General features: G+C 45.6%; 14 protein-coding genes and 1 tRNA gene. 6 read left to right on the forward strand and 9 right to left on the reverse strand.

Annotated elements, in window-relative coordinates:
* Window positions 1-4: 4 nt before the first annotated feature.
* A tRNA-Leu gene (locus tag E5987_RS05310) sits at window positions 5-91 on the forward strand.
* 391 nt (window positions 92-482) lie between these two features.
* Window positions 483-614: a hypothetical protein gene (locus E5987_RS13280; RefSeq protein WP_255453142.1), complete on the forward strand. Its 132-nt coding sequence runs from the start codon at window positions 483-485 to the stop codon at window positions 612-614.
* A 645-nt stretch (window positions 615-1,259) separates the two neighbouring features.
* Here E5987_RS13280 and E5987_RS05315 read toward each other — a convergent pair.
* From E5987_RS05315 to E5987_RS05330, 4 genes are all read right to left on the reverse strand, one after another.
* Window positions 1,260-2,156, reverse strand: coding sequence for an LAPAL motif-containing putative phage structural protein (locus tag E5987_RS05315; protein ID WP_160335059.1), 897 nt, complete (start codon window positions 2,154-2,156; stop codon window positions 1,260-1,262).
* A 710-nt stretch (window positions 2,157-2,866) separates the two neighbouring features.
* Complete coding sequence (locus tag E5987_RS05320) at window positions 2,867-3,154, reverse strand: hypothetical protein (protein ID WP_160335060.1); 288 nt, start codon at window positions 3,152-3,154, stop codon at window positions 2,867-2,869.
* Window positions 3,155-3,227: 73 nt separating this feature from the next.
* The gene (locus tag E5987_RS05325) at window positions 3,228-3,710 is read right to left on the reverse strand and encodes a hypothetical protein (RefSeq protein WP_160335061.1); all 483 of its coding nucleotides are present in this window, start codon (window positions 3,708-3,710) and stop codon (window positions 3,228-3,230) included.
* A gap of 271 nt (window positions 3,711-3,981) precedes the next feature.
* Window positions 3,982-4,257 carry a hypothetical protein gene (locus tag E5987_RS05330; protein ID WP_160335062.1) on the reverse strand — a complete coding sequence of 92 codons (276 nt, stop codon included), beginning with the start codon at window positions 4,255-4,257 and terminating at the stop codon, window positions 3,982-3,984.
* Window positions 4,258-4,591: 334 nt separating this feature from the next.
* Here E5987_RS05330 and fba point away from each other — a divergent pair, with 334 nt between their 5' ends.
* Together fba and E5987_RS05340 are read left to right on the forward strand one after the other, a co-directional pair.
* On the forward strand, window positions 4,592-5,656 hold the full coding sequence (gene fba, locus E5987_RS05335) for a class II fructose-bisphosphate aldolase (RefSeq protein ID WP_160335063.1): 1,065 nt from the start codon (window positions 4,592-4,594) through the stop codon (window positions 5,654-5,656).
* Between the two features lie 48 nt (window positions 5,657-5,704).
* Window positions 5,705-6,103 (forward strand): diacylglycerol kinase, encoded by a 399-nt coding sequence (locus E5987_RS05340; protein WP_160335064.1) that lies wholly within the window; start codon window positions 5,705-5,707, stop codon window positions 6,101-6,103.
* A 78-nt stretch (window positions 6,104-6,181) separates the two neighbouring features.
* Here the strand turns inward: E5987_RS05340 and purB are convergent, their stop codons facing one another.
* Window positions 6,182-7,546, reverse strand: a complete 1,365-nt coding sequence (gene purB / locus E5987_RS05345) for an adenylosuccinate lyase (protein WP_160335065.1) — start codon at window positions 7,544-7,546, stop codon at window positions 6,182-6,184.
* Window positions 7,547-8,695: 1,149 nt separating this feature from the next.
* Between purB and E5987_RS05350 the strand changes: the two genes are divergently transcribed.
* Both E5987_RS05350 and E5987_RS13460 read left to right on the forward strand, forming a co-directional pair.
* Window positions 8,696-11,551: a UvrD-helicase domain-containing protein gene (locus tag E5987_RS05350; protein WP_160335066.1), complete on the forward strand. Its 2,856-nt coding sequence runs from the start codon at window positions 8,696-8,698 to the stop codon at window positions 11,549-11,551.
* A 312-nt stretch (window positions 11,552-11,863) separates the two neighbouring features.
* Entirely contained in the window at window positions 11,864-12,118 is a 255-nt protein-coding gene (locus E5987_RS13460) for a response regulator transcription factor (RefSeq protein WP_160335067.1), read from the forward strand.
* Here E5987_RS13460 and E5987_RS05360 read toward each other — a convergent pair whose 3' ends face one another.
* Genes E5987_RS05360 through E5987_RS05375 form a run of 4 tightly spaced genes read right to left on the reverse strand, consistent with a single transcriptional unit; the run spans window position 12,119 to window position 14,812 of the window.
* Window positions 12,119-12,613 carry a TPM domain-containing protein gene (locus E5987_RS05360; RefSeq protein WP_160335068.1) on the reverse strand — a complete coding sequence of 165 codons (495 nt, stop codon included), beginning with the start codon at window positions 12,611-12,613 and terminating at the stop codon, window positions 12,119-12,121. It lies immediately after the preceding gene.
* A 2-nt stretch (window positions 12,614-12,615) separates the two neighbouring features.
* Window positions 12,616-13,626 carry a TPM domain-containing protein gene (locus E5987_RS05365; protein ID WP_160335069.1) on the reverse strand — a complete coding sequence of 337 codons (1,011 nt, stop codon included), beginning with the start codon at window positions 13,624-13,626 and terminating at the stop codon, window positions 12,616-12,618.
* Window positions 13,595-14,215, reverse strand: coding sequence for a LemA family protein (locus E5987_RS05370; protein WP_160335070.1), 621 nt, complete (start codon window positions 14,213-14,215; stop codon window positions 13,595-13,597). The genes E5987_RS05365 and E5987_RS05370 overlap by 32 nt, the downstream gene beginning before the upstream one ends.
* 36 nt (window positions 14,216-14,251) lie before the next feature.
* Window positions 14,252-14,812, reverse strand: coding sequence for a nitroreductase family protein (locus E5987_RS05375; protein ID WP_160335071.1), 561 nt, complete (start codon window positions 14,810-14,812; stop codon window positions 14,252-14,254).
* Window positions 14,813-14,825 lie beyond the last annotated feature (13 nt).

Raw genomic sequence — 14,825 nt, forward strand, 5'->3', positions numbered from 1 at the left:
GGTTGCCCGGGTGGCGAAATTGGTAGACGCACTAGCTTCAGGTGCTAGCGCCTTCACGGGCGTGCTGGTTCGAGTCCAGTCCCGGGCACCAAACCGAATTCCGAGAGACCCTGTAAATTTACAGGGTTTTTCTTTATCTTCAATAAATACAGGGCGTTAGCCTCTGTAGCTATCCGAGACTATATGAGACAAGTCAAAAACTTTTGGTATCCTAGATGGTATCCCTAAAAGAGTTCATCATGCCTAAGCTGGCAAAACTCTTAACCAACAATCTGAATTACGTTTCTTACGGGAGATAAATCCTTTAGGTACGGCAATCTTCGGTGTCTTCGATGTTACTCTAAGCTTTTTGACTCCGGTTGGAACTCACTTTTCGAATAATTCGAGAGTTAAGTAAATAACAAACCTTGTTGATCTGCGTTTGTTTATTCGTCGCGCAGCAGCCTGATGCAGCAGTTAGCAAAAATAAAGGAACTTTGAAAGTGGCTAAAGACGATCTCTTCTTGGTAAGAATTTACAAGAAAAAATCTAAGAAGAACTTGATCGTCCTTGATTCTAAATTTGAAAAGCTTATCTGCGACGCTGCAGTAGGAGTGGATAAAGAGTTTGGCTAAGAATTCTTGTCCTGGAACGCTCCCACAGTGTTCTTCTTTAAGTATTACCTGTTCAATTTTCTGAAGACAATTAAGAATCAGTTTCTAAATTCTGTTGCTTCTGTCCCTCCCTTCCAGTTGGCAATATGAGTCTTCATTTTTTCGCTTCTGGCATTAGCAGATGTCCACGATTAGGATAGTTCCCAGCAACAATGCGGAAACCGTTTTGAACATCTCTACGGAGTTTAATGATGGTCGTGAACTTCATCAAAAATAAGTATGTAAGCAGGTTGTTTGTCTATTGCCTTGTCCTGGTGGTCGACTATCTTTAGAGGCAGACGCTGTTGAGACTAACGTTGGAATCGTTGAGGGGAATCATCGACTCTTTGAAATTTTGAATTATTTGTTTTCGTTAAGTTAGGGGACGACTTTTTCGAAGTGTGAATTTTCACTATGCTGTTTGGTGAAGTTCTGCTAAAATAATACTAGAGATGTTGCCCCAGCCCAGTTAAGCCTCGGGTGCGTGTCAAGCGCTTGGCATAGGCGGCTAGTATGGCTCTCGTCCCTGGGGCAACGTTCTTTTGTATTCACTTCTAAATTTCTATTAGATTTCAATTTTCGCTTCTAAATTCCAACTTATAAAGCTCAATGTAAGGACTTCGGATCCTAGAAGAGCAGCATAGACAATTGCTGTAATGAATTTTTATGCTCAAGAACTTTTGTGACTTTGTACGATGTCACAATTTTGTTGTTTTCAATCGATTGAGTCATAACGATGTCTGCCACTAAAGCATCACCGGTCGCAAACGTTTCCTCTCTGGAAAGAACTTGATTCATAAAGGCCACGTCCTCAATTGAAACGAATATCGATTGATCGCCCATAAGGACCTTCCATTTCTTATCCTTTTCAAAGTATGGCGATTTTAGTAAAAGAGCGACGTTCTGAAGAATGTTTTCTGAAAAGTCTTTGTCCTCCGGATCGGCAATGAAAGATTGGTAATCATTTCTTGTTAAAACGAACTGTCTTCTTGTTGAAGACAGCTGCATCTTGTCCACACCTGCTGATGCCAGAGGAGAGGCGAAGCTATTCAAATCATCTCTGATTTCAGGATGATGAAAATAGAGGTTGTATGTTCTGTGATCGACTGCAAGTTTCTCTTCTTTAATTGTGATCTCGACATTGTGTTCATCATCTTTGCCAATTTTTTCTTCGATCAGATCAGGTTTTCTGCCTGCAAGCCAACGCTTTAATACAAACAACTCAAGCATAATTTGAATTATTTCGTGGGCGTTGATGAACGCATATGTCGCATTACAAGTAAGAAGGTCCTTAACTTGTTCAAGGAAGCCTGCGTCGAGAAGAAGGTCAAGCCCAAAGCTTCCCGGTTTGAGAGTCTTTACTTGAAGCTGAGCAGTGGCTTTGTCTCCATGAATGTCATCGTTGAGTGATTTGATGAGTTTGTTCAGCGCAATTAAAGATGGAGCAAGTTCCCGGACACTCATTTGATGAGAGTCCAGACCGGAGCCCTCAAAATGAAGTCTCATGGGAGTTGAGCTTCTCATATCTTTGTCCCTATCGTTCAGTTGAGTTGTCGAAATAATTTAATAAGAGCCTTGAATTCATCCGCGTTTGTTGGTGTTTTTAGAGTTCTTCTAGAAATTCTTTATACACCTGTCCGCGACGGTTCTTGTCCTATGTTTTAACCACCACCTCTTACAATTGAAACAAGCTAATTGTCGTAGCGGTCGCGCTGGTAGTTATCACCGGCTTGAACGTTTAAATTAACTCCGTTCAAACCATTGAGAATGCCGTAGAAATCAGCATAGGACTGAAAAGGACGAAACTACGTTATTTAAGTCGTTTGATTAAAGTGTTTCGTTAAATTGAACTTCTTGAAGATACATGAGGGTCTTGATTCCCTAGAGAACTTAAATTAACATTTACACGTGGCTTCTGGCAACCTCGTTGTTTTAGGAACTAGAGAGACCTCGGGTGTAGGCGTACTGGTTAAGAGAACAGACCTGCGTTCATCCGGAAGCCCAACTTTTCTCATCTAATTTTTCTCCGCTAGTTTTCCATCTGTTCGAAATTGACGCGTTCTCGTTAGTGTTTTTGACTGAGATGGTGAGACTGTCTATCAAGTGTGTTTGAATACAAGGCTCATTCGTGATGGAGACCTTGCATTCGTAGGTACAAGCAACCGCCACACTGAAGTAGTGGCCGACTCCTCCCGGACCAACAATGGACGTCTAGAAAGCAGCTCTTCTTACTTTCAATACATTCGCGCTAATTTTTCTATCAACCAATCGTTCATGCGCTTGTAGATTTTGGTTTTTGAGAAAAGCCAAATCACAATGATGTAACCCAAAAAATAACCGAAATATTCCAGCCAAGCAGGGTTGGCCTCAATCAATGCTCCGAGGCCTTCATAACATATGATAAGAACTGCACATAGAAGCAATACTACAAGAGGCAGGAGAAAAAGACCGAGAAGATAGCTGTAAAAAACAAGAAATGCAGAACCAAAAATGCCCACCAATAGCAACGTAACGAGATCCATGCCAAGTTCCCCCCTCTTTACATTATAGGATTACCACGTTTTTCTTGAAGCTCGAAGACATTTTTCTATATTTTTATAGATAACTATAATTAGGGATCGGCAGATTGAATGGTAAAAAATCAGGGTGCTTTAAGTTAGGTAATAAATTTTCCTTAGTTTGTTCTTCGAATAAATCTAACTCTTTGTTATAGGCAAGAATAGTTTTTTGCCAAACCGTGTACAGAGGCTCATGTTTAGTATGAGATTTTAAAAATTCTATAAAATCCGTTTTTTCTTTTGCGGTTAAAAACCAATCGTCTTTTTCTGCCATCCGCTCTACATGTTTATGAAGAACATAAGTAGGACTGTACAAAGAAATACGAGCAACCTTAGTAGCTTTTGACTTGGAGAAAGAGTTATACAATTTTAAATAAGCATCGCTCTTATGGTTAGGATCCGGAGTTACTTGAATCAGCATCTTTTTTTTCTCATTCATGGCAACAGTTTCCATGGCATAAAGGTCATACTCTGCTAACCTTTCTCTTTTAAAGTCTTTCAATAATGGGGACACAGACACTGTCGAACCTCCTAACGCTTTCAAGAATAGAAATTATTATATTGGTTGTCAAAAAAAGATAACCTAATGATACATAAAGAAGAAATCTAATAAAAAAGACATAAAACACAGGAGGGTATGGATGGGAAATACTGCTATGTTCCGCCATGGAGCTTAGAGACAAATCCATTTGCTGCGGTGTTCGACAATGAGAGCCTGGTTCAGATTTCATTTCAGAGGGGAAAGTGACAATTCCTCGGCTGTCAAAGAGGATTGTCCTCATTGATTTATTTTATTGAGGATCTTTCAATTCAGGAAGCCTCCAGAGGTGCTTACGGAACCAATTAATATTTGTGGTTTTGATGACGAAAACAACCAGAAAAAACCACAAGAAAAGACCGTGCAGTAAGTCACGAAAAAAGGGATTGGAAATCTCTCCGATAGCTTTCCATACAAGAATGACGCCTGCGACTGGAACCAAGACAAGCAACGGGAGTCCGACCAGACCGATTAAGATCAGGAGAACAAACCCTACGGTGCTTTGCATAACGCTGTCCATGATGCTCATAAGCTACCCCATCATGAGCATTATAAGATTTACCGCTTACTTTTAGTGTTCCCTCTTTTAAGACGACCGACTCTGGAAAAAGAGTTCACAATTCCAGAGAGCCGCAGGAATGAACGTATGGGCAGAAGAATCGCCGTTTTCAATCGAGAGGAGCGGAGGCAAATCTTTTCTCTGAGTCGTTTGACAATAAGTGTGTGGTTTAGGTTTCACCCTAAAGGGAAAAGTGACAATTCTTCGGCTGCCAAAGACAAAAAGGATTGTCCGCATTGATTTACTTTAGGTAAAATTACCAGATTAGGGTTCTGTTGGACTCTTCTAACTTTCGGAGAAAAAAATGGCTCTTGTGTCGTTGCGTCAACTTCTTGACCACGCAGCAGAAAATAACTACGGTATTCCCGCCTTTAACGTCAATAACCTCGAGCAGGTTCAGGCCATTATGCAGGCCGCTAACGAAGTCAATGCTCCTGTCATCATGCAGGCTTCAGCAGGCGCTCGTAAGTACGCAGGAGAACGATTCCTTGAACACCTGATCAAGGCCGCTATTGAATCCTATCCGCATATTCCTGTTTGTATGCATCAGGACCATGGTCAGAGCCCGGCTGTGTGCCAGGGCGCAGTCGATCTTGGATTCTCCTCTGTCATGATGGACGGCTCCCTCATGAGCGACGGAAAGACAATTTCGACTTTCGAATACAACGTGGACGTGACAAAGGAAGTTGTCGGCTTTGCGCACAAAGTCGGTGTTTCTGTTGAAGGCGAACTTGGCTGTCTCGGTTCTCTCGAAACCATGAAGGGCGACAAGGAAGACGGACACGGCACTGACGCTGAAATGACTCGTGATCAGCTTTTAACTGATCCGGATCAGGCTGCAGAATTCGTCAAAGAAACACAGGTTGACGCTTTGGCGATTGCGATCGGTACAAGTCACGGCGCATACAAGTTCACACGCAAGCCGACTGGCGACATCCTCTCGATTCAGCGTGTAAAAGAAATTCATGCGCGTATTCCGAACACACACCTCGTGATGCACGGTTCTTCCTCTGTTCCTCAGGAATACCTGGAAGAAATCCGCAAATACGGCGGCCAGTTCCGCACAACGTACGGCGTGCCTGTTGAAGAAATCGTCGAAGCGATTAAGTACGGTGTTCGCAAAGTTAATATCGACACTGACATTCGTTTGGCAATGACTGCCGCAATTCGCAAGTACTTCGTAGAAAATCCTGAAGCCTTTGACCCGAGAGCTTATCTCAAGGTCGCTAAACAGGCTTCTGTTGAGATGTGCAAGTCCAGATACCTTGCTTTCGGATGCGAAGGACAGGCTTCCAAGATCAGCCCGCTGCCGCTTCCGGAAATGGCTCGCCTCTATAGCGAAGGCGTTCTGGCACAGAAGGTTAAGTAATCCTGATTCGAACAGACCGCTTCGGCGGTCTTTTTTAACTATTGATCAATGATAAAACCGCAACCGAAAGACGCCTCTGAACTTAAAGGCAAAACTGGACTCAGACGTTTAATTAACGCGACGCGCTATTCTGCTCAGGGCTTTAAAGCAGCTTGGAAAACCGAGGACGCTTTTCGTCAGGAATCCGTCTTAGCTGTCATTCTGATTCCGGTCGCAGTGCTTTTGCCGGTTTCTCTGGTTTACAAGCTTCTGCTGATCGGCTCCGTTATTCTTGTTTTGATTGTGGAAGTACTCAATTCCGCGATTGAGGCGGTAGTGGATCGTTTCGGAGGAGAGATTCATCCGCTCTCCGGCAAAGCCAAAGACTTGGGAAGCGCCGCGGTGCTTCTTGCGCTAACACTTGCCCTTATTACTTGGGTCAGCATTCTTGCGGATGCTTTTCTCTAGAACTCTCTAAATTTAAAGCATTAAAAAATTAAAACCGCCGTGCGTTGAAACGTCCGGCGGTTTTTTCTGTAAAGACGATTAGATGTCTTTAGCGAGCTGCTCAGCAATACCGATGTAATCGTGCGGTGTCAGCTTCTGCAGAGATTCTTTCGCGTCAGCCGGGATTTCAAGCTGGGCGACAAAGGCATGCAGAGTTTCCGGTGTAATGCCCTTTCCACGTGTCAGCGCTTTGAGCTGTTCGTAGGGATGCGGAACTCCATAGCGGCGCATCACGGTCTGAATCGCTTCAGCCAGAACTTCCCAAGAGTTATCCAGATCCGCGGAGATCGCTTCTTCGTTCAGACGCAGCTTATTGAGGCCGCGCATTAACGAGGTGTAGCCGACGATGCTGTAGCCAAAAGCAACGCCTAAATTGCGAAGGACTGTTGAATCAGTGAGGTCACGCTGCCAGCGGGAGATCGGCAGTTTCTGTGAGAGGAATGTAAAGAAGGCGTCTGCCATTCCGAGGTTGCCCTCGGAGTTTTCGAAATCAATCGGGTTGACTTTGTGCGGCATGGTTGAAGAGCCGACTTCGCCTTCCTTGAGCTGCTGCTTGAAGTAGTTCAGAGAGATGTAGCCCCAAACGTCGCGATCCAAGTCAATGAGAATCGTGTTGGCACGTGTGATCGCATTGAAGAGCTGAGCCATGTAGTCATGCGGTTCAATCTGGATAGTGTAGGGATTGAACGTGAGGTGCAGACGGTTTTCAATGACGTTGCGGGAGAAAGCGGGCCAATCACGGTCCGGATAAGCGATGGTGTGGGCGTTGTAGTTGCCGACAGCGCCGTTCATCTTCGCGAGAAGCTTGACGGACTCAATAGCCTGAACCGCGTTTTCAAGGCGAGCGACGAAGTTGGCCATTTCCTTACCGACAGTGGTCGGAGAAGCGTGCTGGCCGTGTGTGCGAGAAAGCATGGAGACGCCGGCCCATTCGTGCGCAAATTCTTTGAGCTTATTGATAATGGTCTGCAGGTGGGAGCAGAGCAGCTCGCGTCCTGCGGAGAGCATTAAGGCGTGAGACGTGTTGTTGATGTCTTCTGAAGTGCAGCCGAAATGAACGAACTCGCTTGCAGCGGCGAGATGCTCGTTGATTTCCATTTTGCTCTTGATCCAGTATTCAACAGCCTTTACATCATGGTTGGTTGTTGCTTCGATGGACTTGATGGCTTTGCAGTCTTCGACGGAGAAACTGGAAACCAGACCGCGCAGATAGAGTTTGTCCTCTTCGGAGAGATCTTTAAGTTCGGGAAGATTGAACTCGGCAAGTGCGATGAGCCATTCGACTTCGACGGTGACTCGGGCACGCATAAATGCGAATTCAGAGAAGATATCGCGCAGGGCTTCAGTTTGGCGTCCGTAGCGGCCGTCAAGCGGGGAAACAGCGGTTAAAGCAGACAATTCCATGATGATTACTTTTAAAGTAAAAAATAGGGAGCCTGTATTTTATCAGTCAACGGCATTGCACTTGCCTGAAGCATATAAAGATCATCGGTTTCTGTAATCAGAAGTTTTTTGAAAGTGTTCATAGGAATCTTGCACAAAAGGAAATCTTCTGTATGGCGATGCATTGAGCATGTGTCACATTTTCAAACTGAACCGAAATAAAAGTCATCTCTCGTGGATGGCTTTATAAAGTTATCCAAAATAAACGTGACAACTGGATGTCTAGTCGCTCTTCAGCAATGGCTTATTCTGCTAGCACATCCAACAAATCTGTCAAGATACGCTTCTCTAACGATGTTATTTGCAGTATTGTCGGGGAATCTCATTTGAAATTAAAAAATCTAGAAGAAAATAGTTTTTCGTAAGCTAAAAGAACTCACTGGGAGAATTTACCTTGAGCAGACTTAAATTATTTTTGACTATACCCTTATTACTGATTTCCTCGTCGTTAAGTGCGCAGACAGACTTTTCAAACCTCGTCGGATACCAGGTAATCCATAAAGGACATGTCACAGGTTATAAGGATAGAGGAAAACCAGCTAAAACGGATTGGACATTTGAAGGTTGCGAGTATGACCGCGCAATATTTATTGACGATCGTTTTGCTGTTTACTGCCGATCGTTCAATTATCACTATTCGTTCAATCCAGAGGTTGTCATATTCTCTAATGGAAGCCAGGCGAAAATGCTCATAGATAATACCTTGTTCGACATTTCGCTTAGAGACTATTAGACATTTCTCTTCTCATACACCAGACGCGTTTTTACAGTTTCGTTGCCGGATAAAGCCTAGGAGGGCGTTCAGCCCAAGCAGTCAAATTTCAATAGACCTACGCGATAGGTTGGATAAATCCCGGGCTTTAATTCTTCCGCAAGCGAACTGTCTCTGTTTAAGAAACCGCTCAATATATGGTTAGCTGCTGAGGAGTATTTCTGCGATAAAAGATAGGAATTATGATTATTTGCTAACTACGTAAATAGAAATAAAATTATTTAATTATTTTGCTGAGGTTGATTGCCCCCGAATCTTCTGGATGACTAGTTTTGCAGGCGGCACTCAATACCGCTGAGGATTTATTTATTCTGTTGTAAAACCGCATAAAGATACATATGGTTGATACAAAACAATTAAATAAAGTAGAAGCTAAGTTATCTTTTTTTGGACGTTTATGTTGTAGGGCATATGACTCAGTCGCCGCTACAAATGATGCGCTCATCATTCGCAAGAATGACAGCATCGTCCAAGAAGTACCATATGAGAACGTTCTGTCATTTATTAATCATAAAGAAGGATTATTCGGGACATACATTGAATTTAACGACGGAACTTCGAAAAAATTAGGCTTGTTTAAAAAAGATCAAGCCCTGCAATTACGAGACTTCTTGAATTCGAGGCTTAAAAAGGACCTCAACGATAAGATTTCATCTTACGTAACGGAGTTCGACCACCTCACCCTTGCGCATTATCCAAGGGATTCTTGGGAAGATCTGCTGCAATCACTAGGCGAAAAAACTTTATTGTTTAAACCCAATATCGATAATGCAGAGTTAATTGATGAGGATAACCGGAACAATATCAAACGCATTTACAAAAATCTTCCGATAAACATAAAAAAACTTAGAGCGGAACACGAAAAATTAAAGCTAGCGGAGCGCAAGGGATTTTTTGATGAGATCGAGAACCATCCGCTTACAGATGAACAAAGGCTGGGGGTTATAAGAAACAATGACAGGAATATTGTATTGGCGGCTGCCGGTACGGGAAAAACATCAGTTATTGTTTCAAAAATCTTTGATCTTATTGAGTGCGGTTTGTGCGAACCTGACGAAATCTTGGTTTTGGCATTTAATAAGGATGCGGCTTTAGAAGTACAGGAACGTTTTCGAACAGGGGTTGGAAAAAGAAAGCTAAATCTCAGATGCCGGCCGAAAATTTCTACTTTTCATGCACTGGGGCGTGAAATTCTTGTCGACTCCGGAGTTACACCGACTATTAGTATTCTGGCCGAAGACTCTGTCCGTATGAACGCATGGATCACTAAGTGGCTCGATCAAGTGATTAGCGAGGATGTTAAACATTTTCTCTCTTTCCTGCACTTCATCCCTGAGCCTTTTGATCCATTCGAATGCGATGGCAAGTTGGATTATGAAAGGAGCCTTCGCGACAATGAATTCCGTACGTTAAAAGGAGAGAAAACACGCGGCTATCAGGAAATGTTAATAGCCAATTTTCTGCTTACACATGGGGTGGATTACAACTATGAAGAACGGTATGTTGCCAAAAGACGCATTGAATCTAACCTTGACTACCGTCCGGATTTCCATATAGCGGGAACAGATATCTATATAGAACATTTTGGTGTGGATAGACAGGGGAGGACCCGCAAAGACATTGATTCTGCTAAATATAGAGCGGACATGCAGAAGAAAAGGGACCTGCATCGCGAGCAGGGGACGGTTCTTATTGAGACCTATCATTACGAGTGGACAGAAGGAACTCTATTGTCCGGTCTCGAAAAGAAGCTTAAGGAACACGGTATCCGCCTTCATGTCCTGAATGAAGAAACACTAAGGAAGGTCATACAACAAAACACAGAAAAGATCAGTTTATGGGGAGAAGTTCTGAAGAAGGTTCTTGTCGCCGTGCGTGTGGAGAATTTGGATGAAAGTCAGATTTTTAAGCGCTTTAAGGATGCCGGAGTACAAGAACTAAAACTCAAGACGCAACTGGTAACCAGGCTTTTGAGGGACTATAGAGCGGAACTTGCCAAAACTTCATCAATTGATTTTGACGACATGATTCTTAAATCGTCCGCCCTTATTAATTCCGGAACATTTAGACCAAAATGGAAATATATCCTTGTGGACGAATTTCAGGATATTTCTACGTCAAGAAAAGACTTCGTGCTCAGTCTCGTAAAATACGGCCCGCGTCCCTCTCTAACAGTAGTGGGAGACGATTGGCAGGCCATCTATCGTTTTGCTGGGGGTAAATTAGAGTACACCACTCGTTTTGAAGAGTACTTTGGAAATGCAACATTAACATTTTTGAGGCGCACCTTTCGTTACCACGATAATATTGCGGCCGTATCAGAAAAATTTATTACAGATAACCCGAATCAAATCAAAAAGGATGTTGACGCCCAGATTCATGTTTCCAAGTCTCAAATTTTTCTGCATGATCATCTAGGGTCGGATGGGGGTGCAGAATGGGTGGAAAAGACCATTCAGATAATCAGGAAGCTGAGAAAGAATGATCGTGACGGATCAATCGCGGTTATCGCCAGATACAACCATTTCCTGGACGATATAAAAGCGGCTGCACAAAAAATAGAGGGAGTGCGTTTCTGGACGTTCCATAAAGCCAAAGGACTCGAGGCCGATTACGTCATACTTGTGGGATTGACGCAAGGAAAATTTGGTTTTCCAAGCGAAAATAGAGATGAGGCCATAGTTGCGGCTTTGCTGCCTTTAGCGGATGATTTTCCGTACTCAGAAGAGAGACGCCTTATGTATGTGGGGATGACGCGTCCTAAAAACCAGCTGCACATAATCGCTGATCCATATGCCGTGTCCCCCTTTGTCACAGAACTTCTGTCCCAACACTATGACATCAATATTGTTTCTCCGCTTTTCAAAAAAACGTATCGAAGTCGTTTTAAGTGCCCTCATTGTTCAGAAGGATACTTTAAAAAATGTTCCGGGAAAAATGGCGATTTTTATCTTTGCAGCATGGGTAGAGGCTGTCCCGTCGGTAAAGCCAGAGTTTGTGAGAAATGCGGATACCCGGCGATTGATAATGTAACGGTCAGCAAATGTACAAATCCCGATTGCGGCCATTCCTTTATGATCTGTGAAAAGTGCGGAAGACCAATGAGGCTTCGTGAGGGAAAATTTGGGAAATTTTGGGGCTGTTCCGGCTATGGCATACAAGGAGATCAGTGTACCAATACCCGTAGTCTTTAAAAATCTTCGCTGAGTTCATATCATGTCGCTAACTAACCGAGAAGAGGCGGACGTTCAACCTACGCGAGCGGCGAAGAAGGGAAGAGTATTTTGAAGGGAAGATATTGTAAACATCCGGTCATTTTTTGGGGCTCATAGAGAAATAGAGCCGCGGTGCCTGCCATTAAGAGGCGCGATTGATTTGCTCAAAAATTGCAAAGCAGAGTCTTTTCTTTGAGACAGAGAAAAAGGCGCTTCTTGAGGACCCGCTTACACACGGACCATCGCTGTGGCAGAGAAAGGAGCATTTGAAGAGGCTGTCGCCGCAGGGATATGAAGTCATTAAAAAGGTTCAGCAGAGGGCTTTCGAATAAGCAAGTCGGGGAGGCGCTCGAACTTAGCGAAAGGACGACGGTCGAGAATCACAGAAATTCCGCATACAAGAAACTGAGCGTCTCTAATCTAAACGACTTAAAGGAGGACTTTGCGTCCTTTTTTTATTGTGGACAAGACAGCCCTGCGCTTTGTTCGCTGATGAATCAGTTTCAGGGGAAAGTAAAAAGCCCGCGGTGGCGCGGGCTTGGATGATTAAAGGACAACCGGCTCGTTTGGTACCGGGTTCTCAACGGGCTTATTTGGAAACGCCGGCGCAAGCAGTTTGGTGAGTTCTCTGAACGCGTCGCAGACGCCGCTTTCGAACCGGCCCTTGGAGAAACTTTCCTCGATTTCCTTGACGATCTCGTTTAGTTCGTTTTGCTTGACGACGCGTGCGGCCGCTCGGTCCAGATAAATCTCAATCGCGCGATCGCTGAGATTGAGATAAATCAGAATGCCGTTGTTCTCTTCCGTGTCCCAAACGCCGTACTGGCCGAAAAGCTCTTTTGCCCGATCGGCGTCTGTGATGTTTCTTCTCAGATCCTTAGAAGGAATGCTGCGTTCGATGATCAGGCGGAATTCCGCGCTGGTCCGGGTTTCGCATTCTTCAATGCAGCGGGACACCGCGTTCAGAGAAGACTGAGGAAAGGCCATGGTCACCGGGATTGGTGACATTACCCAATGTTTAAGTATTCTTCCGACTGACATTTTTACCAACTCCCGCTTGCGCCGCCGCCGGCGGAATCTCCTCCGCCTCCGGAGCCGGCACCGCCGCCCATGCCTCCGATTCCGCCACCGTCACCGAAGCCTCCGCCGAATCCGCCGCCACCGCCGAATCCTCCAAAGCCGCCGAAACCGCCTCCATTATTTCGACTGCGATAACGTCGATCCTGAGAATACATGCGTGCAGTGCGCCGAGCGCCGGCCTCAAGAACAGCACTCGGGATGCACATGGCAATGACGACCACCGCGAGCGCAATGATAATGCCCGCTGTGAGCGACTGCATGATGAAGGCTGAGAGTCCGCCGACTGCCAGACCGGCGATGGGCGCGGATTTGCGGCCCATTAGCTCTCTTAACATCATGGTGATCACAAAGCCGATGAAAATCACTGCGACCCAAGGCTGATCCCAAAGGGCTTCATCCGGATCGTAGATGTTCCAGTTGCCTTCATCAGAAGATTTTGCGTCGGGCGCCGGCAGATTGCCCGCCTCAATGCGCGCAAAGATTCTATTGAGGCCCTGATTGATGCCCTGATAGTAATTATTGGTTTTGAAGGCCGGAAGGACCGCTTCGTTAAGGATGCGGGACGCGGTGACGTCCGGGATGATGCCTTCCAAGGCGCGCATCACGTCAATGCGAACTCTGTGATCATTAACAGCGACGACAAAGAGCAGTCCGTCACCGACATTTTTACGTCCGAGTTTCCATTGATCCCCGACTCTGTGCGCGTAATCCTCAATCGGCTCTCCGTTTGTGGAGGGGACAATGATGACCGCGATCTGAGAGCCGACTTTGGATTCAAAGGAAGCGAGCTTTGCCTCGAGCGAGCGTTTCTGCTCCGGTGTCAGGATATTTGCCGTGTCAGTGACATAGGCAACATCCGGTACCGGAAGCAGATCGGCCGCGTTTGCTTCGCAGAAAAGCGCTGCGATGCTGACGATCAAAGCGGCTAGAAAACTAAGCCATTTACTTGGCCGGAGCAGGAGCAGTTGTTCCACCGAAGTCCACCTTTGGAGGAGTTGTGATAGCGGCTTCATCAGCTACCGTGTACTGAGCCTTAGGTTTGTAGCCGAGGATCCAGACCCAGACCATCTGCGGGAACTGACGGATATAAGTGTTGTATTCCTGAACCGTCTTAATGTAGCGGTTGCGTGCAATCGCGATGCGGTTCTCGCATCCCTCAAGCTGAACTCTCAGCTCTTGGAAGGCGGCGTTGCTCTTGAGTTCAGGGTAGCGTTCTACCGTGACGAGCAAACGTGAGAGAGCGTTGCTTAATTCGCCCTGAGCCTGTGTAAATTTCTTGAACGCTTCGGGATTTTCCATCAATTCCGGAGTCGCCTGAATGGACGTGGCCTTAGCTCTGGCGTTGATGACGTCTGTCAGGGTGGATTTCTCGAAATCCGCTTCGCCCTTGACGGAGTTCACGACGTTAGGAATCAGGTCATTGCGGCGCTGATACTGATTCAGCACTTCGCTCCATGCTGCTTTAGTGGATTCGTCGAGCGTTTGGATTTCGTTGTATCCGCAGCCCGTCAGCATGGTGGCAGTCATAAACATGCCTGCGACTAACATGAAAAATCGTTTCATAGAAGGCACCTCGTGTCTAAAGGTCTGATTAAAAGTTTAAGAAAAATAGGTCAGCAGCTGCTCGATCGGTTCCCTAGGCTGGGGAGTCGGAGCGTCTTTTTTAGGTGTACCGAGCATGATCCAGCAGGCGATGACTTCGTCTTTTCTGCAGAAGGCTCTAACCGCATCCGGGTATTTGGTGCTGGATCCGCTCACGATCTTGCCGCCGAATCCTTTGATTTCCAGCGCGGAAAGAAAATTAGAAACCGCAGCGCCAACGGTCATCCACTGTTCGTATTCCGGGACACGGGCGTTGTCGGTGCTGATTTTTGCGATAGCCGCGACGACAGCGGGCGCTTTAGTCGCTTTGCTGCGTGCTTTTGCGGCTTCTTCGGCATCTGCACCCATGGAAAGCGCACCGCTTTCGAAGAAGTCCGCGAGCTTGGCGCGGTTTTCTATGATGACGAAACGCACCGGATGCAGTCTGCAGTGATCCGGTGCGGCAGAGGCCCACAGAGCGGCCTCTTCATAATCCTTTGCTGTGGGTACGGGTTCTGTTAGAAACTTTGCGCCCACGGAGTGTCGTGAGGCAAGCCTCTGAATGATTGAGCTAGGCATTTTGCATTTTTCC

This window comes from Parasutterella muris (assembly GCF_009767915.1).
Taxonomy (GTDB): Bacteria; Pseudomonadota; Gammaproteobacteria; order Burkholderiales; family Burkholderiaceae_F; genus Parasutterella; species Parasutterella muris.